Origin of the sequence: Naasia sp. (genome assembly GCF_025465545.1) — a bacterium.
In the GTDB taxonomy this organism is placed as follows: Bacteria; Actinomycetota; Actinomycetes; order Actinomycetales; family Microbacteriaceae; genus Naasia.
Genome location: NZ_JAODMK010000001.1, coordinates 1 through 19,844 on the forward strand (window position 1 = coordinate 1; position 19,844 = coordinate 19,844).

19 protein-coding genes and 1 pseudogene are annotated in these 19,844 nt (G+C 70.7%); 2 read left to right on the forward strand and 18 right to left on the reverse strand.

What is annotated here, in order from left to right:
• The 4 genes from JWR33_RS00005 to JWR33_RS00020 form a co-directional block, all read right to left on the reverse strand.
• A partial coding sequence (locus JWR33_RS00005; RefSeq protein ID WP_297408525.1) for a cbb3-type cytochrome c oxidase subunit I occupies positions 1–1,017 on the reverse strand: 1,017 nt, incomplete at its 3' end.
• Between the two features lie 34 nt (positions 1,018–1,051).
• Positions 1,052–1,945 carry a cytochrome c oxidase subunit II gene (gene coxB, locus JWR33_RS00010; protein ID WP_297408421.1) on the reverse strand — a complete coding sequence of 298 codons (894 nt, stop codon included), beginning with the start codon at positions 1,943–1,945 and terminating at the stop codon, positions 1,052–1,054.
• A 286-nt stretch (positions 1,946–2,231) separates the two neighbouring features.
• Complete coding sequence (locus tag JWR33_RS00015) at positions 2,232–2,597, reverse strand: iron-sulfur cluster assembly accessory protein (RefSeq protein WP_297408422.1); 366 nt, start codon at positions 2,595–2,597, stop codon at positions 2,232–2,234.
• A 106-nt stretch (positions 2,598–2,703) separates the two neighbouring features.
• Positions 2,704–4,110, reverse strand: coding sequence for a dipeptidase (locus tag JWR33_RS00020; protein ID WP_297408423.1), 1,407 nt, complete (start codon positions 4,108–4,110; stop codon positions 2,704–2,706).
• Positions 4,111–4,148: 38 nt separating this feature from the next.
• On the opposite strand from JWR33_RS00020, the gene JWR33_RS00025 reads away from it, so the two are divergent.
• Positions 4,149–4,733 (forward strand): DUF3043 domain-containing protein, encoded by a 585-nt coding sequence (locus JWR33_RS00025; protein WP_297408424.1) that lies wholly within the window; start codon positions 4,149–4,151, stop codon positions 4,731–4,733.
• 30 nt (positions 4,734–4,763) lie between these two features.
• Here the strand turns inward: JWR33_RS00025 and JWR33_RS00030 are convergent, their stop codons facing one another.
• The 4 genes from JWR33_RS00030 to hisD all read right to left on the reverse strand — a co-directional run bounded on the left by JWR33_RS00030 (position 4,764) and on the right by hisD (position 8,704).
• On the reverse strand, positions 4,764–5,789 hold the full coding sequence (locus JWR33_RS00030; protein WP_297408425.1) for a quinone-dependent dihydroorotate dehydrogenase: 1,026 nt from the start codon (positions 5,787–5,789) through the stop codon (positions 4,764–4,766).
• A 114-nt stretch (positions 5,790–5,903) separates the two neighbouring features.
• Positions 5,904–6,743: an SDR family oxidoreductase gene (locus tag JWR33_RS00035; protein WP_297408426.1), complete on the reverse strand. Its 840-nt coding sequence runs from the start codon at positions 6,741–6,743 to the stop codon at positions 5,904–5,906.
• Positions 6,744–6,822: 79 nt separating this feature from the next.
• Positions 6,823–7,299 carry a transcriptional regulator NrdR gene (nrdR, locus tag JWR33_RS00040; RefSeq protein WP_297408427.1) on the reverse strand — a complete coding sequence of 159 codons (477 nt, stop codon included), beginning with the start codon at positions 7,297–7,299 and terminating at the stop codon, positions 6,823–6,825.
• Between the two features lie 97 nt (positions 7,300–7,396).
• The gene (gene hisD / locus JWR33_RS00045; protein WP_297408428.1) at positions 7,397–8,704 is read right to left on the reverse strand and encodes a histidinol dehydrogenase; all 1,308 of its coding nucleotides are present in this window, start codon (positions 8,702–8,704) and stop codon (positions 7,397–7,399) included.
• A gap of 70 nt (positions 8,705–8,774) precedes the next feature.
• On the opposite strand from hisD, the gene JWR33_RS00050 reads away from it, so the two are divergent.
• A complete protein-coding gene (locus JWR33_RS00050; protein WP_297408429.1) occupies positions 8,775–9,275 on the forward strand; it encodes a flavin reductase family protein in 501 nt (166 codons plus the stop codon).
• A gap of 104 nt (positions 9,276–9,379) precedes the next feature.
• Here JWR33_RS00050 and dnaE read toward each other — a convergent pair whose 3' ends face one another.
• The 10 genes and pseudogenes from dnaE to JWR33_RS00100 all read right to left on the reverse strand — a co-directional run bounded on the left by dnaE (position 9,380) and on the right by JWR33_RS00100 (position 19,815).
• Positions 9,380–12,892, reverse strand: coding sequence for a DNA polymerase III subunit alpha (gene dnaE, locus JWR33_RS00055; protein WP_297408430.1), 3,513 nt, complete (start codon positions 12,890–12,892; stop codon positions 9,380–9,382).
• Positions 12,893–13,013: 121 nt separating this feature from the next.
• Positions 13,014–13,640, reverse strand: a pseudogene (locus JWR33_RS00060) (GNAT family N-acetyltransferase).
• A 6-nt stretch (positions 13,641–13,646) separates the two neighbouring features.
• Positions 13,647–14,567 carry an RluA family pseudouridine synthase gene (locus JWR33_RS00065; RefSeq protein WP_297408431.1) on the reverse strand — a complete coding sequence of 307 codons (921 nt, stop codon included), beginning with the start codon at positions 14,565–14,567 and terminating at the stop codon, positions 13,647–13,649.
• Positions 14,568–14,572: 5 nt separating this feature from the next.
• The gene (lspA, locus tag JWR33_RS00070) at positions 14,573–15,151 is read right to left on the reverse strand and encodes a signal peptidase II (protein ID WP_297408432.1); all 579 of its coding nucleotides are present in this window, start codon (positions 15,149–15,151) and stop codon (positions 14,573–14,575) included.
• A gap of 52 nt (positions 15,152–15,203) precedes the next feature.
• A complete protein-coding gene (locus tag JWR33_RS00075; protein WP_297408433.1) occupies positions 15,204–15,878 on the reverse strand; it encodes a DivIVA domain-containing protein in 675 nt (224 codons plus the stop codon).
• A gap of 243 nt (positions 15,879–16,121) precedes the next feature.
• Positions 16,122–16,433 (reverse strand): YggT family protein, encoded by a 312-nt coding sequence (locus JWR33_RS00080; protein ID WP_297408434.1) that lies wholly within the window; start codon positions 16,431–16,433, stop codon positions 16,122–16,124.
• An 81-nt stretch (positions 16,434–16,514) separates the two neighbouring features.
• Positions 16,515–16,982, reverse strand: coding sequence for a cell division protein SepF (gene sepF / locus JWR33_RS00085; RefSeq protein WP_297408435.1), 468 nt, complete (start codon positions 16,980–16,982; stop codon positions 16,515–16,517).
• 31 nt (positions 16,983–17,013) lie between these two features.
• Positions 17,014–17,712, reverse strand: coding sequence for a YggS family pyridoxal phosphate-dependent enzyme (locus JWR33_RS00090; RefSeq protein ID WP_297408436.1), 699 nt, complete (start codon positions 17,710–17,712; stop codon positions 17,014–17,016).
• Positions 17,709–18,878, reverse strand: coding sequence for a cell division protein FtsZ (ftsZ, locus tag JWR33_RS00095; RefSeq protein WP_297408437.1), 1,170 nt, complete (start codon positions 18,876–18,878; stop codon positions 17,709–17,711). Before ftsZ ends, JWR33_RS00090 begins: the two co-directional genes overlap by 4 nt.
• 166 nt (positions 18,879–19,044) lie before the next feature.
• Positions 19,045–19,815 (reverse strand): FtsQ-type POTRA domain-containing protein, encoded by a 771-nt coding sequence (locus tag JWR33_RS00100; RefSeq protein ID WP_297408438.1) that lies wholly within the window; start codon positions 19,813–19,815, stop codon positions 19,045–19,047.
• Positions 19,816–19,844 lie beyond the last annotated feature (29 nt).

Consider the following 19,844-nt stretch of genomic DNA (forward strand, 5'->3'; position numbering starts at 1 on the left):
GATCCAGTTGAAGAACTTCACGCCGGTCGGGACCGCGATCAGCATGGTCATGAACGAGAAGAACGGCAGCAGGACCGAGCCGGTGACGTACATGTGGTGGGCCCACACGGTCACGGACAGCGCGGCGATGGCGATCGTGGCGTAGACCAGGCCCTTGTAGCCGAAGATCGGCTTGCGGCTGAAGACCGGGAAGATTTCCGACACGATGCCGAAGAACGGCAGCGCAATGATGTACACCTCGGGGTGGCCGAAGAACCAGAACAGGTGCTGCCAGAGGATGGCGCCGCCCAGCTCGGGGTCGTAGATGTGGGCGCCGAACACGCGGTCCGCGCCGAGCGCGAGGAGCGCCGCGGCGAGGACCGGGAAGGCGATCAGCACGAGGAGCGACGTGATGAGGGTGTTCCAGGTGAAGATCGGCATCCGGAACATGGTCATGCCGGGGGCGCGCATCGTGATGATCGTGGTGATGAAGTTCACCGCGCCGAGGATGGTGCCGAAGCCGCTCAGAGCGAGGCCGAACACCCACAGGTTGCCGCCGAGGCTGGGCGAGAAGGTGACGTCGGAGAGCGGCGTGTAGGCCGTCCAGCCGAAGGACGCGGCGCCCTGCGGGGTGAAGAAGCCGGACACGGCGATCAAGCTGCCGAAGAAGAACGCCCAGAAGGCGAAGGCGTTGAGCCGCGGGAACGCGACGTCGGGTGCGCCGATCTGCAGCGGCATGATCACGTTGGCGAAGCCGGCGAACAGCGGCGTCGCGAACATCAGCAGCATGATCGTGCCGTGCATGGTGAACAGCTGGTTGTACTGCTCGTGCGTGGGGACGATCTGCAGTCCGGGCTCGAACAGCTGCGCCCGGATGACGAGCGCCATCACGCCGCCGACGAGGAAGTAGGTGAAGGACGTGATCAGGTACAGGTACCCGATCGTCTTGTGGTCGGTGGAGGTGATCCAGCTGACGACGATGTTGCCCTTGCGCTGGACCTTCGACGTGTCGAAGACCGCAGCCTGACCGGCGGGGATGCCCGTCGGTCGGTTCACTGTGCTCGTCACGGAACTACCTCGTCTCGGATTCTTCGGTGGGAGCGTCGCGGCCCGGCTCGTTCTGGTTCCGGTTGTACTCGTCGCCGAGCCGTCCGGTGAAGCCCTGGGCACGCAGCGACTCCACGTAGCTCGCGTATTCGGCCTGGGAGACGACCTTCACCGTGAAGAGCATCTGCGCGTGGTAGTCGCCGCAGAGCTCGGCGCACTTGCCTGCGAAGGTGCCTTCCCGGGTGGGGGTCAGCGTCATGAAGTTGGTCTTGCCGGGGATGACGTCCATCTTCTGCAGGAAGTCGACGACCCAGAAGGAGTGGGCGACGTCGCGGCTGTGCAGCCGGAACTCGATGCTCTGGTCGACAGGGAGGACGAGCACGGGGACCGTCTCCTCGACCACGCCGGTGTTGGGCGTGCCGAGCGCCTCCGGCTGGGTCTGGGTGCCGGCGAAGTAGACGTCGTCGTCCAGGTAGTTGAAGTCCCAGCCCCACTGCTTTCCGTACACCTCGACGGTGAGGTCGGGGTTGGGGTCGCGGGCGGTGATCTCGGCCTGGTCCCGCGCGGTGAAGGCGAAGAAGCCGAGCACGAGGATCAGCGGGACGATCGTGTAGAACACCTCGATGGGCATGTTGTAGCGGAGCTGGACCGGCAGGCCGGTCTGTCCGCGACGGCGGCGGTAGACGAGCGCCGCGAAGAGGATGAGGAACCAGGTGACCACGCCGACCACGAGCAGCACGACCCACGAGCCGACCCACAGGTTCGAGATGCGCTCGGTGTGGTTGGTGACCGGGTCCTGGCCGTCCTGGAAGCCGGGCAGGAAGCCGTGCAGCTGAGCCTGCGTGCAGCCCGCCAGAGCGAGGATCACGGCCGTCGCGAGCGGTATCGCCGCCCAGCGGAATCGACGTCTCGAGCGCACTAGAACCTCTCGGAATGCAGGACTGGAACGTGTCCCAGTCTATATCGCCCCAGGCGAACGCCCCGGTACACCCCGCTCCGTGCGGGGACCGAGGAAGCGCCCGAGAAACACCGAAGACCCCGCCCTCCGATGGGAGGAGCGGGGCCGAGCGAGCGCAGCGAAACGGCCCCCGAACGCCAAGCGGATCAGCTGGTCGGCGACGTCTCTGCTGACCCGACCCGAGGCGTACGCCGCGGAGCCGGGCGCAGGTCCCGCGCGCCGCAGGGGCGGCGGCGCGCCGACAAACTCAGTGGAAGGAGTCTCCGCAGGCGCAGCTGCCGCCCGCGTTGGGGTTGTCGATGGTGAAGCCCTGCTTCTGGATCGTGTCCTCGAAGTCGATGGTGGCGCCGTCCAGGTATGGCACGCTCATCCGGTCGACGACCACCTCGACGCCGTCGAAGTCGCGGGTGGCGTCACCGTCGAGGAGGCGCTCGTCGAAGTAGAGCTGGTAGACGAGGCCGGAGCAGCCGCCGGGCTGCACGGCGACGCGGAGGCGCAGGTCGTCGCGGCCTTCCTGCTCGAGGAGGCTGTGCACTTTGGAGGCGGCGGTGGTGGTGAGGCCGACGCCGTGGGTGGACAGCTCGGGCTTCTCGGTGAGTGAGACGTCGGTCATGGTTCCTCCGGGGCTGATCGCGGTCGGTCGATTGTACGCCGGACTTGCGGGAGGACGGCTGAGTCGGCCCGTGCGGTCGTCTCGGGCCGTTCCCCGTCGTCCCTGGTCAGGAGCGCCGGTTCATCCGGTCGAGGAACAGGGCCTCGCCGAGGATGGCCCGCTTGAGCACCCCGAGGTGCTGCGATTCGTTGGGCGAGTGGGCACGGGTGTCGGGGTCCTCGACGCCGGTCACGAGGATCTGGGCGGCGGGGAACTCGCGGGCGAGCTCGGCGACGAACGGGATGGAGCCGCCGACTCCCTGCTGGACGACCGCGCTCCCCCACCCCTCGGCGAGGGCTGCCGTGGCCTCCGCCGCGGCCCAGCCGGACGAGTCGATGAGGAACGCCTCGCCGAGGTCGGGGTCGGTGATCTCGACGTGCGCGCCGAGGGGGGCCGCGGCCATCAGGTGCGCGGAGACGGCGTCGAACGCCTCGTCGGCCGTCTGGCCGGGCGCGACCCGCAGGCTGACCCGGACCCGCACCGAGGGCAGCAGGGTGTTGGAGGCGTTCTGCACGGTGGGCGCATCGATGCCGGTGACCGTGATCGACGGCTCGAACCAGCGCTGTGCATTGAGCTCGCCGCGGCCGATGGGTCGCACCCCGTCGAGGAGGGCGGCGTCCCGTGCGAAGTCCTCGGCGGGGTAGCCGGGCGCCTCGGTGCCGGTGTACGCGGCGAGCCCGGGGACGGCCACCGAGCCGTCCTCGTTCCAGAGGGTCGCGAGCAGCCGGATCGCGGCGAGCATGGCGTCGGGGGCCGCCCCGCCGAAGCTGCCCGAGTGCAGGGCGTGCCCGAGTGTCGAGACGGTGACATGGAAGGCGGCGTTGCCCCGCAGGCTCACGGTGAGAGCGGGGACGTCGGTGCTCCAGTTGTCGGAGTCGGCGACGATGATCACGTCCGCGTCCAGGCGATCGCGGTGGGCGGCGAGGAGCGCCGGCAGGGAGCGGGAGCCGAACTCCTCCTCCCCCTCCACGAACAGCACGACGCCGAGGTCGAAGTCGCCGCGGGCCGCGGCGAGAGCGCGCAGGGCGGCGAGATGGGTCTCGACGCCGGCCTTGTCGTCCGAGGCGCCGCGGCCGTAGAGGCGGTCGCCGCGCACCGTCGGCTCGAACGGCGAGGACTCCCAGAGGGTGGGGTCCCCGGGCGGCTGGACGTCGTGGTGGGCGTAGAGCAGCACGGTCGGCCTGCCGTTCCGAGCCGCGCGGGTGGCGAGCACGGCGGGCTGGCCGGCCTGTCCGTCCGGTCCCGGCTCCACCAGGACGGCCACGTCCTCGAAGATCCCGATGGCGCGGGCGAGGTCGGCGACGGCCTCGGCGCTCTGCAGCACCGGGCCGCGGTCGAAGCCGTCCCACGACACGGAGGGGATCCGCACGAGGCGCGCGAGTTCGGCGACCGAGGACGGGAAGCCGAGCTCGACGGCGTCGCGGAGGGACGGGTCGGGCTCGGGGATGGGCGTGGCGGAGCCCTGCATCGTCATACGGGGTATCTTAAACGTCACGCATAGCGAGGATCTCCGTGGCAAAGCACCCGTCCCCTTCTTCCCCTCCCGACGCGCCGGCAGAGCAGCCGGCCGCACCGGCAGGCTCCGGCAAAGGACGCTCGACTCCGACGCGTCGCGAGCGCGAGGCGGCGCGCAGGCGTCCGCTCGTCCCCAACGACCGCAAGGAGGCGGTGAAGCAGGAGCGTGCCCGCGCGGCGACAGTCCGTGAGCGGGCTCGGGTGGGCCTCGCGAACGGCGAGGAGCGCTACCTCCCGGTGCGCGATCGCGGACCGCAGCGACGCTACGTGCGCGACTACGTCGACGCACGCTTCAGCATCGGGGAGATCTTCATCCCCATCATGTTCCTGTTCATCTTCATCACGTTCATCCAGATCGAGGACGTCCAGCTGATCGGGATGCTCGCCCTCTACGCGTTCGTCCTGGTCGGCGTGGCCGACGTGGTGATCCTCGGCTTCACGCTGCGGCGGAAGCTCGGGGCCAAGGTCGGGGCGGACAACGTGGAGCGCGGCCTGCGCTGGTATGCCGCGATGCGCGCCCTCCAGCTGCGGCCGCTGCGCCTGCCGAAGCCGCAGGTCAAGCGCGGCCAGTACCCCGCCTGACTCCGGACCCGCCACGGTCCCCGCTGCGGCTCAGGCCCGGCGGCCCAGTCCGCGGTTGATCTGGCGCGCCCAGAGCGGGCCGCGGTAGAGGAACCCGGTGTAGCCCTGCACGAGGGTCGCCCCGCCCGCCAGTCGGTCGTGCACGTCTTCGGCCGTCTCCACTCCCCCTACCGAGATCACCGCCATTCCGGCGGGCACGGTGGAGCGCAGCACGCCCAGCACCTGCCGGCTCCGCACCGCGAGGGGCGCCCCGGACAGTCCTCCCGCGCCGGCCGCCTGCACTCGGGCGGCGGCGCTGGACAGTCCATCCCGGGACAGCGTTGTGTTGGTGGCGATGATCCCGGCGAGCCCGAGTCGGGTCACCAGCTCGCCGAGGTGGCGCACCTCCTCGTCACCGAGGTCTGGCGCGATCTTGACGAGCAGCGGCACGCCGCCCGCCTCCTCCTGCACGGCGGAGAGCAGCGGTTCCAGTCGGTCGAGCTCCTGAAGCCCTCGCAGGCCTGGCGTGTTCGGTGAGCTCACGTTGACGACGAGGTAGTCGGCGAGCGGCGCAAGCAGCCGGGCGCTGGTCCGGTAGTCGGCCACGGCGTCCTCGACGGCCACCGCTCTGCTCTTGCCGATGTTGACGCCGAGAAGGGGCGCCCGGCCGGACGAGCGGAGCCGGCGCAGTCGGGCGGCGACGGCCTGCGCGCCCTCGTTGTTGAAGCCCATCCGGTTGATGATCGCGCGGTCCGGGATCAGCCGGAAGAGGCGCGGCCGCGGGTTGCCGGGCTGTGGCAGGGCCGTGACCGTGCCGATCTCCACATGCCCGAAGCCGAGGGCGCCGAGGCCCCGGATGGCGCGCCCGTTCTTGTCGAAGCCGGCGGCCAGGCCGAACGCCGAGGGGAAGGTCAGCCCGAGAGCCTGCACCCCGGTGCCGCGAGGAGGCCCCGCGAACGCGGCCACCAGGGACCGGATGCCCGGAAGACCGAGCACGCGGATCACGGTGAAGGCGAGCTCGTGAGCCAGCTCGGGATCGAGCCGGGCGAGAACGAGGCGGAAGAAGGTCGCGTACATGCCAGAGCCAGGCTAGCGGTGCCCGTCCCGGGCCGCGGCGCCCGCGGTCCCGCGACACGGCTCCCCGCACTGCGCGACCGGCCGCGGCATCCTGTGCCGCGGCCGGTCCTGCGATCAGAGGATCGGGTTGCCGCCGGTCACCGCGATGCGCGCACCGGAGACGTAGCTTCCGTCGTCCGAGGCGAGCAGGACGTAGACGGGCGCGAGTTCGGCCGGTTGCCCCGGACGCCCCATGGGCACCTGCTCGCCGAAGCTGGCCACCGTCTCCGCCGGCATGGTGGAGGGGATGAGGGGCGTCCAGATCGGACCAGGAGCCACACTGTTGACCCGGATGCCGCGCTCGGCGAGCATCTGCGCGAGTGAGGCCGCCATGTTCGCGATGCCGGCCTTCGTCGCCGCGTAGGGCATCAGGGTCGGCTTCGGCATGTCGGAGTTGACCGAGCTGGAGCCGATGATCGACCCTCCGGGCCCCATGTGCGGCAGGACGGCCTTGGTCAGGTGGAAGAACGCGCTGAGGTTGGTCGCGATCGTGTGATCCCACTCCTCGTCGGGGATCTCCTCCACCGTCTCGTGGGTCATCTGGAAGGCCGCGTTGCTGACGAGCACGTCGACCCGGCCGAACTCCTCGACGGCCTTGGCGATGATCTCCCGGCAGTGCGCGGGGTCGGACAGGTCGCCGGACACGAGCACCGCCTTCCGGCCAGCCTCCTCCACCCAGGAGGCGGTGTCCTTCGCGTCCTCGTGCTCGCTGAGGTAGCTGATCAGCACGTCGGCGCCCTCCCGCGCGTAGGCGATGGCGACGGCCTTGCCGATGCCGCTGTCGGCGCCGGTGATCACGGCCACCTTGCCCGACAGCTTCCCGCTGCCCCGGTAGCTCTGCTCGCCGTGGTCGGCCTTCGGGGTCAGCTCCGCTTCGGTTCCGGGCGGGTCCTGCTGCTGGCCGGGTTGAGCCATCGTTCCTCCTGAGGTCTGGGATGGACTTCCATTCCAGACCGGGCCGCCGGGGCCCACAACGGGCTTGACGGCGCGCGACTCAGACGGTGTCCGCCGGCTGCGGAGAGGAGCCGTTCTCGACGCGCAGGAGGGTGATGGCCTCCTCGAAGTCGTCGAGGGACTTGAAACCCTGATACACGCTCGCGAACCGGAGGTACGCGACCTCGTCGAGCTCCCGGAGCGGCGAGAGGATCGCGAGTCCGATGTCGTTGGCGTCGATCTGCGACGCACCGGTGGCCCGGATGGCCTCCTCCACGCGCTGGGCGAGCAAGGCCAAGTCGGTGTCGGTGACGGGCCGGCCCTGGCACGCCTTGCGCACGCCCGACACGACCTTCTCCCGGGAGAAGGGCTCGAGCACGCCGTTGCGCTTGATCACGTTGAGGCTGGCGGTCTCGGTGGTGCTGAAGCGGCGCCCGCAGTTGGGGCACTGACGGCGGCGGCGGATGGAGAGGCCGTCGTCGCTCACGCGGGAGTCGACGACCTTCGTGTCGTCATTGCGGCAGAAGGGGCAGTGCATGGTGCGCCCAGCGTAGCGAGAAGGTCGGGGAATCCTTCCCTGACCATGGTCGCCGGGCGCGTCGTGGATCGAGGGCGCCGGGTGGTTCGGCGCCCCGTCAGCCGGGGATGAACCTCGCCGTGACCGCCTCGCCGTGGGCGGGCAGGCCCTCCTCGTCGGCCAGGGCGACGATCCGTGCTGCGGACCTCTGGAGCGCGTCCCTGCTGTACCGCACGATCTGCTGCGGGCGCAGGAAGGTGGCGGCGCCGAGGCCGGCCGAGAAGCGCGCGGTGCCTCCGGTGGGCAGCACGTGATTGGAGCCGGCGAGGTAGTCGCCCAGGCTGACCGGTGAGAAGGCGCCGAGGAAGACCGCTCCCGCGCTCGTGATGCCGCGAAGCGTCTCGTCGGGGTCCACGGTGAGGAGCTCGAGGTGCTCGGGCGCGTAGGCGTTGCTGAAGGCGATCGCGGCGGCCGCGTCGTCCACCAGGACGATCGCGGACTGCGGGCCGGCGAGGGCGGCCGCGACCCGGGCGGAGGACGCGGTGGCCGCAGCGATCGCGGGCAGGATCTCCTGCACCGCCGCGGCCAGTTCCGCCGAGTCGGTCACGAGGAGCGCGGCGGCCAGCTCGTCGTGCTCCGCCTGGCTGACCAGATCCGCCGCGACGAGTCGCGGGTCGGCTGAGGCGTCCGCGATCACGAGGATCTCGGTCGGCCCCGCCTCGGAGTCGATCCCCACCCGGCCCTGCACGAGCCGCTTGGCAGCGGCGACCCACACGTTGCCCGGGCCGGTGATCACGTCGACGGGCAGGAGCCCCGCGTCGGGCACCCCGTGCGCCAGCGCGCCGATCGCGCCGGCGCCGCCCATCGCGTAGACCTCGTCGATGCCGAGCAGGCCGGCGGCGCCGAGGATCGTGGGGTGCACCGCTCCCCCGAAGGCGGACTGGGGCGGCGATGCGAGGGCGAGCGACACGACGCCGGCCACCTGCGCAGGCACGACGTTCATCACGACGCTCGACGGATAGACCGCCTTGCCACCCGGCACGTAGAGGCCCACCCGCTCCACCGGCTGCCAGCGCTGCACGACCTCCGCGCCGTCCTCGAGCAGGGTGACCGCGGGCGGCGGCACCTGGGCTGCGCTCGCCCGGCGGACCCGGTCGATGGCGGTCTCGAGGGCGGCGCGGATGGGCGCAGGCAGCGCGGCGGTCGCCGCCGCGATCTCCGCAGCGGGCACGCGGAGGGACTCGGGACGCACCCCGTCGAACCGCTCGGACTGGGCGAGCAGCGCTTCCGAGCCGCCGGCGCGCACCTCGGCGATCAGCGCGGCCGCGGCGGCGGCGGCCTGTGCGGGATCAAGCTCGGGGCGCGGGACGAGGGAGAGCAGCTCCGACCGGTCCAGGAGGCGGCCGCGGAGGTCGACGAACTGCATCCCGCTACTCTAGCCAGCGGCCCCGAGTCCGATCGGAATGCGGCCGAGCCCTCGGGAGTTGCCCACACTGATGGAAGAGACGTTCGCGGCCGACGACCTCGCGGCCTTCAAGCAGGCCTTCCGGCGCCATGCGGCCGGTGTCGCGGTGGTCACCGCCCGGGACACCGACGGCACCCCGGTCGGCTTCACGGCCACCTCGCTCGCCTCGCTGGCCGCCGTCCCGCCGCTCGCCACCTTCAACATGGCGCGCAGCGCCAGCGCCTGGCGCGCCATCGAGACGACCGATCGGGTGGCGATCCACATGCTCGGCGCACGGAACCAGGGCCTCGCCCGGAAGCTGTCCGGGCCTGCGGCGGACCGCTTCGTCGGCGACCACTGGCACGAAGGCGCGCACGGCCTGCCCATCCTCACCGAGGTCACCGCCTGGATGGTGGGCCGGATCCTCGAGCGTGTGCACGTGGCGGGCAACGCGGTGGTCGTGGTCCAGATCGAGGAGGGCGCCCTGGGCGAGGACGCCGCGCCGCTGCTCTACCACGAGCGCGAGTACCACGCCCCGCGCCCGCTCGACTGACCGCTGGCGCCCGACGAACGCACCGCTGCGGACGATCTGCAACCGCGTGCCGTGGCAGATTGTCCGTTCGGTTGCGTTCGTCCCGTGCCGGCTGGTGCGCGGAGCTAGCCCAGGCAGCCGGGGCCGAGGAGGCTCTTCAGCTCGCCGTAGAGGTCCGCCGAGACCTCCACCGGGAACGGCACCTCGAAGATCCGCGCCGACTCCCCCTTGACCAGCCGCAGCCGCACCTCCGTGTCGCCGCTGTGCCGGATCAGCACGTCGTTGAGCGACTTGACCGTCTCGGTGGTGGCTCGCTGGTCCTGCATGGTGATCACCAGTGGCCCGGCGCCGAGGCTCGTGCCGAGGTCCGGCGTGAACACGCTGTAGGCGTGGATGTTCATGCTGTCCTCGCGCTGGCTCACCCGGCCGCGGACGACGACGACCGAGTCGGTGGCGAGTGCCGGCGCGAACTCGGCGTAGGCCTTGCCCATGAACATCACGGTGACCTCGCCGTCGAAGTCCTCGACCTGCACCATGCCGTACTGGTTGCCCGACTTGCGGGCCACCCGGTGCTGCACCTCGGTGACGAGTCCCGCGATCGTCACGGTCTCCCCGTCCGCGACGCCCTCCTCGCTGAGGAGCTCGGCGATGCTGTTGGTCGCGTGCCGGGCCAGCTGGAGCTCCAGCCCGGCCAGGGGGTGGTCGGAGACGTAGAGCCCGAGCATCTCCCGCTCGAAGGCGAGCTTGTCCTTCTTGGCCCACTCGGGGCGGTCAGGGACGCGGTCCGGCTCCTCCTCGAAGTCGAACATGCCGCCGAAGAGGTCGACCTGCCCGTTCGCCTCGTTTCGCTTGATCGACACCGCGGCGTCGACGGAGTCCTCGTGGATCTCCAGCAACGCCCTGCGGGTGGAGCCGAGCGAGTCGAAGGCCCCGGCCTTGATCAGCGACTCGATCGTGCGCTTGTTGGCCACCCCCATCGGCACCTTGCGGAGGAAGTCGTGGAAGGAGGTGAAGCGCCCCTTCTCCTCGCGTGCCTGGCGGATCTGGTCCACCACGGTGAAGCCGACGTTGCGCACCGCGCCGAGGCCGAACCGGATGTCCTCGCCGACGGCGGCGAAGTAGCCGATCGACTCGTTGACGTCGGGCGGCAGCACCCGGATCTTCATGCGGCGGCCCTCGTTGAGGTAGATCGCCAGCTTGTCGCGGGCGTCGCCCACGCTCGTGAGCAGCGCCGCCATGTACTCGGCCGGGTAGTGCGCCTTGAGGTACGCCGTCCAGTAGCTGAGCACCCCGTAGGCGGCCGAGTGCGCCTTGTTGAAGGCGTAGTCGGAGAAGGGCAGCAGGATGTCCCAGAGGGTCTTCACGGCCGCGTCCGAGTACCCGTTGGCGTTCATGCCCGCCCGGAAGCCCGCGAACTGCTTGTCCAGCTCGGACTTCTTCTTCTTGCCCATCGCGCGGCGCAGCAGATCCGCCTGGCCCAGCGAGTAGCCGGCGAGCTTCTGCGCGATCGACATGACCTGCTCCTGATACACGATCAGGCCGTAGGTGGTGCCGAGGACGTCCTCGAGGGGCTCCGCGAGCTCGGGGTGGATCGGCACGATCTCCTGCACCCCGTTCTTGCGCAGCGCGTAGTTGGTGTGCGAGTTGGCGCCCATCGGCCCGGGACGGTAGAGCGCGCCGACCGCGGAGATGTCCTCGAAGTTGTCGGGCTTCATCAGGCGCAGCAGCGCGCGCATGGGGCCTCCGTCGAACTGGAAGACGCCGAGCGTGTCCCCCCGCGCGAGGAGCGCGTAGGTGTCCGGGTCGTCGAGCTCCAGCTTCTCGAGCTCGGGCCGGTGGCCGCGGTTGGCCTCGATGTTGTCGAGGGCGTCGTCGATGATCGTGAGGTTGCGCAGCCCCAGGAAGTCCATCTTGATCAGGCCGAGCGACTCGCAGGCCGGATAGTCGAACTGGGTGACGATCTGGCCGTCCTGCTCCCGCTTCATGATCGGGATGATGTCCTCGAGCGGCTCGCTTGACATGATCACGCCGGCGGCGTGCACGCCCCACTGCCGCTTGAGGTTCTCGAGTCCGAGGGCGGTGTCGAACACCGTCTTCGCCTCGGCGTCGGTGTCCAGGATGGCGCGGAAGTCCGCCGCCTCCTTGTACCGCTCGTGGGAGGGATCGACGATCCCGGTGAGCGGGATGTCCTTGCCCATGATCCCGGGCGGCATGGCCTTGGTCAGCTTCTCCCCCATGCCGAAGGGGAAGCCGAGCACGCGGGAGCTGTCCTTGAGGGCCTGCTTGGCCTTGATGGTGCCGTAGGTGACGATCTGGGCCACCCGGTCGTCGCCGTACTTCTCGGTCACGTAGCGGATGACCTCGTTGCGCCTGCGCTCGTCGAAGTCCACATCGAAGTCGGGCATGGAGACCCGGTCGGGGTTGAGGAACCGCTCGAAGATGAGTCCGTGCCGGATCGGATCCAGGTCGGTGATCCGCATCGCGTAGGCGACCATCGAGCCGGCGCCCGACCCGCGGCCGGGCCCGACCCGGATGCCGTGGTCCTTGCTCCAGTTGATGAAGTCGGCGACGACGAGGAAGTAGCCGGGGAAGCCCATCTGGATGATGACGCCCACCTCGTAGTCGGCGCGCTGGCGCACCTCGTCGGAGACGCCGCCGGGATACCGGTACTCCAGGCCCTTCTCGACCTCCTTGACCAGCCAGGTCGCCTCGGTCTCCCCCTCCGGGACGGGGAACCGGGGCATGTAGTTGGCGTCCTCGTTGAACTTGACCTCGCACCGCTCGGCGATGAGCAGCGTGTTGTCGCAGGCCTCCGGGTAATCCGAGAAGAGCTGCCGCATCTGCGCGGCCGACTTGAGATAGAACTCGTCCGCGTCGAACTTGAACCGGTTGGGATCGTCGAGGGTGGATCCGGACTGCACGCAGAGCAGCGCCGCATGACTCGTGGCGTCATGCGCGTGGGTGTAGTGCAGGTCGTTGGTGGCCACGAGCGGAAGCCCGAGATCCTTGGCGAGCCGGATCACGTCGCCCATCACCCGGCGCTCGATGCCGAGGCCGTGGTCCATGATCTCGGCGAAGAAGTTGCCGTCCCCGAAGATGTCCCGGTAGTCGGCCGCGGCCTGGCGGGCCTCGTCGTACTGGCCGAGCCGCAGGCGGGTCTGCACCTCGCCGCTCGGGCAGCCGGTGGTGCCGATCAGCCCGGCACCGTGGGTGGAGAGCAGCTCGCGGTCCATTCGCGGCTTGAAGTAGTAGCCCTCGATCGAGGCCTTCGAGGAGAGCCGGAACAGGTTGTGCATGCCCTCCGTGGTGGAGGACAGCAGCGTCATGTGGGTGTAGGCGCCCGCACCCGAGACGTCGTCGCCGCCGCCGTCGCCCCAGCGCACCCGCGTCTTGTCGCTCCGGTGGGTGCCCGGCGTGAGGTAGGCCTCGGTGCCGATGATCGGCTTGATGCCCGCCTGGGTGGCGGTGCGCCAGAAGTCGAACGCCCCGAAGACGTTGCCGTGGTCGGTGACCGCGACGGCGGGCATTCCCTGCTCGACTGCGGCGTCGATCAGGGGTTTCACCCGCGCCGCGCCGTCGAGCATCGAGTACTCGCTGTGCACATGCAGGTGGACGAATGAATCGCCGGAGGTTGCCAACTGAACGCTTTCTCGATCCGCGCGGGGTCGCGGGCGATGGATGCCGGGCCGGGTGGGAATCCACTCTAAGCGGGACCTGGGACACGGACCAGGCGACGCTCCGCGGAAGGCCCGACGGAGGTCAGGGAGTGCGCGGGTCGAGCCGCATGAGGACCCTCGGGAAGCCTCGAGCACCGAGGTCGTGTCAGCGGCGTGCACGAAGCCGGCCCGCTCGAAGGCGGCCCGGGTGCCGACGTAGGCCATGCTGAGGTCCACCCGCGCGGCCCGGTTGTCGACCGGATAGCCCTCGAGAGCGGGGGCCCCGTCGGCCCGGGCGAACTCGACGGCGCCGGCCAGCAGCTCGTGCAGCAGCCGACCTGCGGTGGCCGGGTCGCACCCGGAAGCACCACACGGTCCAGACCGGCAGATCGTCGACCCGCGGGAACTGCCGGCTCTTCGCGAAGCCGTTGAGCTCGGCGCGGGGCGCGACACCGGCGCAGCCCACCGGTTCCCCGTTCTCATAGGCGAGCACGCCGGGAGGCGGCGGGCGCCCGCACCGCTCCCGCACCAGCTTCCCCCGCGCCGGACCGATCAGCTCCCGGTCGGTGCGCGGGCCGACCCGGTGGCTCAGGCACCAGCACACGTTGGCGCCGGGACTCCGGGGGCCGAGGACCTGTCGCACGTCCTCGAACACGTCGGCGGGGCGGACCGCGATCGCCCTGCCGTCATTCTGCGTGGCGCCCCGCGCATCCGGGAACGTGACCCGCAGCGGGCGTCAGGCGGAGAGGAGATCCAGCGCGTGCTGCAGGTCGGCCGGATAGACGCTCTCGAACTCGACGTGCTCGCCGGTCGCCGGATGCCGGAAGCCGAGGCGGAGCGCGTGCAGCCACTGCCGGCTGAGCCCGAGCCGAGCGGCGAGCACCGGGTCGGCGCCGTACATCGCATCGCCCATGCAGGGGTGCCGCTGGGCCGCCATGTGCACGCGGATCTGGTGGGTGCGGCCGGTCTCGAGCTGGATCTCGAGCAGGGACGCCGAGGGGAAGGCCTCCAGCGTCTCGTAGTGGGTGACGCTCGGCTTGCCGTCCGCGGTGACCGCGAACTTCCAGTCGGACCGCGGATGGCGGCCGATGGGAGCATCGATGGTGCCCGCGAGCGGGTCGGGGTGCCCCTGGACCACGGCGTGGTAGATCTTGTCGACCTCGCGCTCCTTGAAGGCCCGCTTGAGCCAGGTGTAGGCGCGCTCGCTCTTGGCGACGACCATGAGGCCGCTGGTGCCCGCGTCCAGCCGGTGCACGATGCCCGCTCGCTCGGCGGCACCCGACGTGCTGATCCGGAAGCCGGCCGCGGCCAGCGCGCCGAGCACGGTAGGACCGGTCCAGCCGGGCGAGGGGTGAGCCGCGACACCGACCGGCTTGTCCACCACGACGAGGTCGTCGTCGTCGTGCACGATGCCGAGATCCGGCACGGCGATCGCCTCGATGGCCAGCGGCGCCTTCTCCTCCCATTCGACCTCGAGCCAGGCGCCGGCGCGGAGCTTGTCGGACTTGCCGAGCTCCCGGCCGTCGAGGCGCACGCCGCCTGCTGCGACGATGTCGGCGGCGACGGTGCGCGAGAAGCCGAGCAGCTTGGCGAGAGCGGCGTCGGCGCGCTCGCCATCGAGCCCGTCAGGCACGGGCAGGCTTCGGGACTGGACCATGCCGGCTAGCTTCCGTCCGCTGCGGTGCGCTCCGCGGCCCCGTCGTGGCTGCCCGGCTCCCGCCGGCGGCGGCCCGAGGGGACCCGGGAGCCGTCCAGGCTCACTCCGCGCAGGGTGAGGATCAGGAAGAGGCCCATGCTGGAGACGATCGCGACGTCCGCGATGTTGAAGATCGCGGGGAACATCCACACGCTGAGGAAGTCGACGACGTGGCCGACACCGAAGCCCGGCTCCCGGAAGAGGCGGTCGGTGAGGTTGCCGAGGGTGCCGCCGACGAGCATGCCGAACAGCACGGCCCAGCCGAAGGACCGGATCCGGCGGGCGAACCAGACGATGAACACCGTGACCGCGGTGGCGATCAGGGAGAACACCCAGGTGGAGCCGCTCGCGAGGGAGAAGGCCGCGCCCGGGTTGCGGACGAAGAGGAACTGCAGCGCCTCGCCGAGCACTGGGACCTTCTCGTAGGGCGTCAGGTTGGCGACCACCCAGAGCTTCGAGAGCTGGTCGGCCGTGTAGACCACGATCGCCACACCGACGAGGAGCGCGAGCGCCCTGGCGCTCGGGCGGCCGCGCCGAGCGGGCACGACGAAAGCCCCGTCGGCGGAAGAACCGCCGACGGGGCTTGTCGAGCTGGGATCAGGCGCCGCCAAAGGCCTGGAACGCCTGCGGCTGGCTCACGTTGAGGTTGCCGTAGTTGCCGGTGTTGACGATGTTCGACGAGTCCAGCTCACGGAGCTGACCCTCGATGTAGCCCTTGAGCTTCTGGCGATACTCGCGCTCGAAAGTGCGCAGCTCATCGATGCGGTGCTCGAGCAGCGCGCGCTCCTGGTCGAGGGACGAGATCTGGGAGCGCTGCTTGGCCTCGGCCTCGGCGACGACCCGGGCGGCGGTGGCGTGCCCCTCGGCGATCAGCGCGTCGCGCTTCTCGATGCCCTCGCGGACGTGCTCCTCATGCAGACGGCGTGCCAGCTGCAGCAGGTTGTTGGTGTTCGACGGGTCGATCGCGCTCGCATCCATGGAGGAGGCGGACGGGTAGGACAGACCGGTCGAGGGCTGGGGGGCCGGCGCCTGCTCGGCGGCGACCGCCGCGGGAGCAGGAGCGGAGGATCCGCCGCCGCTGCGCTGCAGCTCCGCGATGCGGGACTCGCTGGCGATCAGTCGCTGGCGGAGGTCCTCGTTCTCCTGGTTGAGGCGCCGCAGTTCGACCACGACCTCGTCGAGGAAGTCGTCTACTTCGTCCTGGTCGTAGCCCTCGCGGAACTTGGTCGGCTGGAACCGTTTGTTGACGACGTCTTCGGGGGTGAGGGCCATGCTGCCACCTTCGGGGAACTACTTGGTCGGTCGGGGATCGCTTCCCACGCTAGCGCGGATCACCTGGATCACACCCGAACGGGGCACACGTGTCGCGAATCGCGCGACGCCGTCGGCGCGGGCGGGTCCCGAATCGCGCGCCGCCGTCAGCGGCAGGCGTGTCCCGAATCGCGCGCGCCGTCGGCGCCAGGCGCGTCCCGAATCCCGGTCGCAGCTGGCGCTCCGCACCGGCGGATCAGGGGCTCAGGCGAGGCGCGAGAGGCTGGACGCCACGTACATCCCGACGATCACGAGGAGCATCGTGATGCTCCAGCCGAAATCGAGCGCGATGGGGCCGAGCCGCAGCGGCGGCAGGATGCGCCGGAAGAACCGGATCGGCGGATCGGTGACCGTGTAGACCACCTCGGCGAGCACGAGCACGGGTCCGCGGGGTCGCCACTGGCGCGACAGCGACTGCACCAGGTCGAGGGCGAAACGCCCCCACATGGTGAAGAAGTAGAGCAGCAGGGCGTAGTACAGGACGATGCCGACGATGGCCAGCGGGCTGAAACTCACGTGTCGATTATCCCGGGCCGCGAAGGCGCACCGGGACCGCGCCCCGGCGGGGCGGCCGCGACGGGCGCAGAACGCGGGAGGTCAGGAGCCGTATGACTCGTCGGTCTCGTCGGCGGTGGTCGTGTCGCCGGACACCGCGACATGGGCGGGCGAGAGCAGGAAGACCTTGTTGGTGACGCGCTCGATCTTGCCGTAGAGCCCCTGCGACAGACCGCTCGCGAAGTCGATGAGCCGGCGGGCGTCGGTCTCCGACATCTGGGAGAGGTTGATGATGACGGGGACGCCGTCGCGGAAGCTCTCCGCGATCATCTGGGCGTCCTTGTACTGACGTGGGTGCACGGTGAGGATCTCGTTCATCTCACTCGGCGCGGCGCGCTGCTCACGCAGCGAGGAGCGACGCGGCAGGGGGGTGACGGTGGCGCGGCCGGGCGCGGGCGCGGCGGAGGCGACGTGCTGCACGGGCGCGGCGGGAGCGTCCGGTGAGTCGTACTCGTCGGGCTCGTCGGCGAGGCCGAGATAGACCATCGCGTTGCGGATGGGGTTGGACATGCTGGTCCTTTCGGGGTGGCTTGCTGAGAGATTAAGCGCGAGGCGGGCGCGAGCCCGTGATTGCCGTGCCGATGCGTAGGTGTGTCGCGCCTTCGGCGATCGCCGCCTCGAAGTCGCCGGACATGCCGGCGGAGATCGCAGTCGCCGAAGGGACGACGGACCTGACCGCCTCGGCGAGTTTCCGCAGCCGGGCGAAGGCGCTCCGGGGCTCCTCCTCGAGCGGCGCGACCGCCATGATGCCGAGGAGCCGCAGGCCCTCTGCGGCGAGGATCCGCTCCGCGAGCCGGCTCGCGTCGGCGGGGGCGGCGCCGCCGCGCGTGGGGTCGTCGGTGAGGTTGACCTGGAGGAACACCTCGACCGGGACGCCGGGCGCGGCGAGGGCGTCGACGAGCTGCTCGCGGTCGACGGAGTGGATCACCTGCGCATACGACCGCACCTGTCGCGCCTTCTTGGTCTGCAGCTGGCCGACGAAGTGCCAGCGGAGGCCGGGCAGAGCGGCCGCCTTGTCGCGCGCCTCCTGATGCCGGTTCTCGCCGAAGTCGCGCACGCCGAGGGCGGCGAGCTCGCGGACGAGCCCGAGGGGCTGGAACTTGGTCACGACGACCGTGGTGATCTCGGCCGGAGAGCGCCCCGCCGCCTGCGCCGCCGTCTCGATGCGGTCGCGAATGGCGGCGAGGCGCTCCTCGAGCGGGGGCTCGCGCCCCTCCGAGCGCGCCGGCTCCTCGGTCACTTGAGGAAGTCGGGGATGTCCAGGTCGTCGTCGTCCTCGTCGTAGCCGTGGTCGATCTCGGTGGTCTGGGTGAGGGTGGTCACGTCGGCGACGGCCGCCCACTCCTGGCTGCCGGTCGCCGCCTCGGTGGCGGTGGGCGCTGCTGCAGCACCGACTGCGGCGGAGACGGCGGCAGGCTCCAGGTAGTTGCCGCGGCGACCCTCGCGGTGCGTGTGCGGCTCTCCCCCGTCGAATCCGGCCGCGATGACGGTCACGCGGACCTCGTCGCCGAGGGTGTCGTCGATGACGGCGCCGAAGATGATGTTGGCCTCGGGGTGCACGGCCTCCTGGACGAGCTTGGCCGCGTCGTTGATCTCGAAGATGCCGAGGTTCGAGCCGCCCTGGATGGAGAGCAGCACCCCGTGAGCACCGTCGATCGACGCCTCGAGCAGCGGCGAGGCCACCGCGAGCTCCGCCGCCTTGATGGCGCGGTCCGCCCCGCGGGCCGAGCCGATGCCCATCAGCGCCGAGCCCGCACCCTGCATGACGCTCTTCACGTCCGCGAAGTCGAGGTTGATGAGGCCCGGGGTGGTGATCAGGTCGGTGATGCCCTGAACGCCGGCGAGGAGCACCTGGTCGGCGGTCGCGAATGCCTCCATGATGCTGATGCCGCGGTCGCTGATCTCGAGGAGCCGATCGTTCGGCACCACGATGAGCGTGTCGACCTCGTTCTTGAGGGCGCCGATGCCGCTCTCCGCCTGGGCCTGCCTGCGCTTGCCCTCGAAGCCGAAGGGCCGGGTGACGACGCCGATGGTGAGGGCGCCGATGGACTTCGCGATGCGCGCGACGACCGGGGCGCCGCCCGTGCCCGTGCCACCGCCCTCGCCCGCCGTGACGAACACCATGTCGGCGCCGGCCAGCGCCTCCTCGATCTCCTCGGCGTGATCCTCGGCCGCCCGGCGGCCCACCTCAGGGTCGGCGCCTGCGCCGAGGCCGCGGGTGAGCTCACGGCCGACGTCGAGCTTGACGTCGGCATCGCTCAGCAGCAGGGCCTGCGCGTCGGTGTTGATGGCCACGAACTCCACGCCGCGCAGCCCGAGTTCGATCATGCGGTTGACGGCGTTGACACCGCCGCCGCCGACACCGACGACTTTGATCACGGCCAGGTAATTCTGGTTGTTGGTCATTTCGTCCTCCGGCGGGTAACTCTAAGCTTGGGGTTGAGGGTTAAAGTAATGCTGAGTAGGCATTTCCTCTGCACCGACGGTACGCGCCTGTCCCCCGCGACCCGGCAGGCGGGGCCGCGTGTCGTCGCTGGATCTCCGCAGCCTCGGCGAGTCGGCGTCGCCCGGGTCAGCGCAGGATCCCGACGCCGGGCGATGACACGTCGTACTCGTGCACCTCGGCCGGGTTCTGCTTCAGCAGCAGCGCCAGATGCTGCGCCTTGCGCACCGAATCGGAGGCGCTCCCCCACGCGACGCGCTGGCCACCGCGGAGCTTGAGGGACACATCGTCGGTGGTGCGCGCGGTGATGGAGTCCACCTGGGCGGCGAGGTCCGCCGGCAGGGCGACGAGCACGGCGGCGGCCGCACGGAACGGGATGCTCCGAACGTCCGCGTCCGTCAGTTCGACGACGGGGTAGCCGTCGGGGCGCTTCGCGGTGCTCTGCAGCGTCACCCCTGCCGAGTCGACCAGGTCGAAGCCCTTCCTGTCCCGCACGACCCCGACCGGGGTGCGCTCGACGATCCGCACCACGAGGGTGTCCGGCGGGCGGCTCTCGGTGACGAAGCTCTGGATGAGGGGGAACCCGGCCAGCTCCCGCTGGACCCTGCCGAGGTCGAGGAGCGGAAGCGGCGTGCCGAGCTGGTCGTCGAGCGCGGAGCGCAGGTCGCCCTCGGCGATCCGGGTGGCGCCCTGGACTTCGATGGTGCGCAGGGCGAACAGTGGCGAGAACGCGGCGGCGGTCACCAGGCCGGCCGTGCCGAGGAGTGCGCCCGCGCCGACCAGCACGGCGATCCGGCGTCGGCGGCTGTGCCGCGTGAACCGGCGGACCTCGGACTTCTCCGCTCGCCTCCGCGCGCGGCTCGCACGGCGCAGGAGCCGAGCCGCCTGGGCGGGCGTCATCCCGTCGGGCGGGAGTGCGCGCTCGGGCG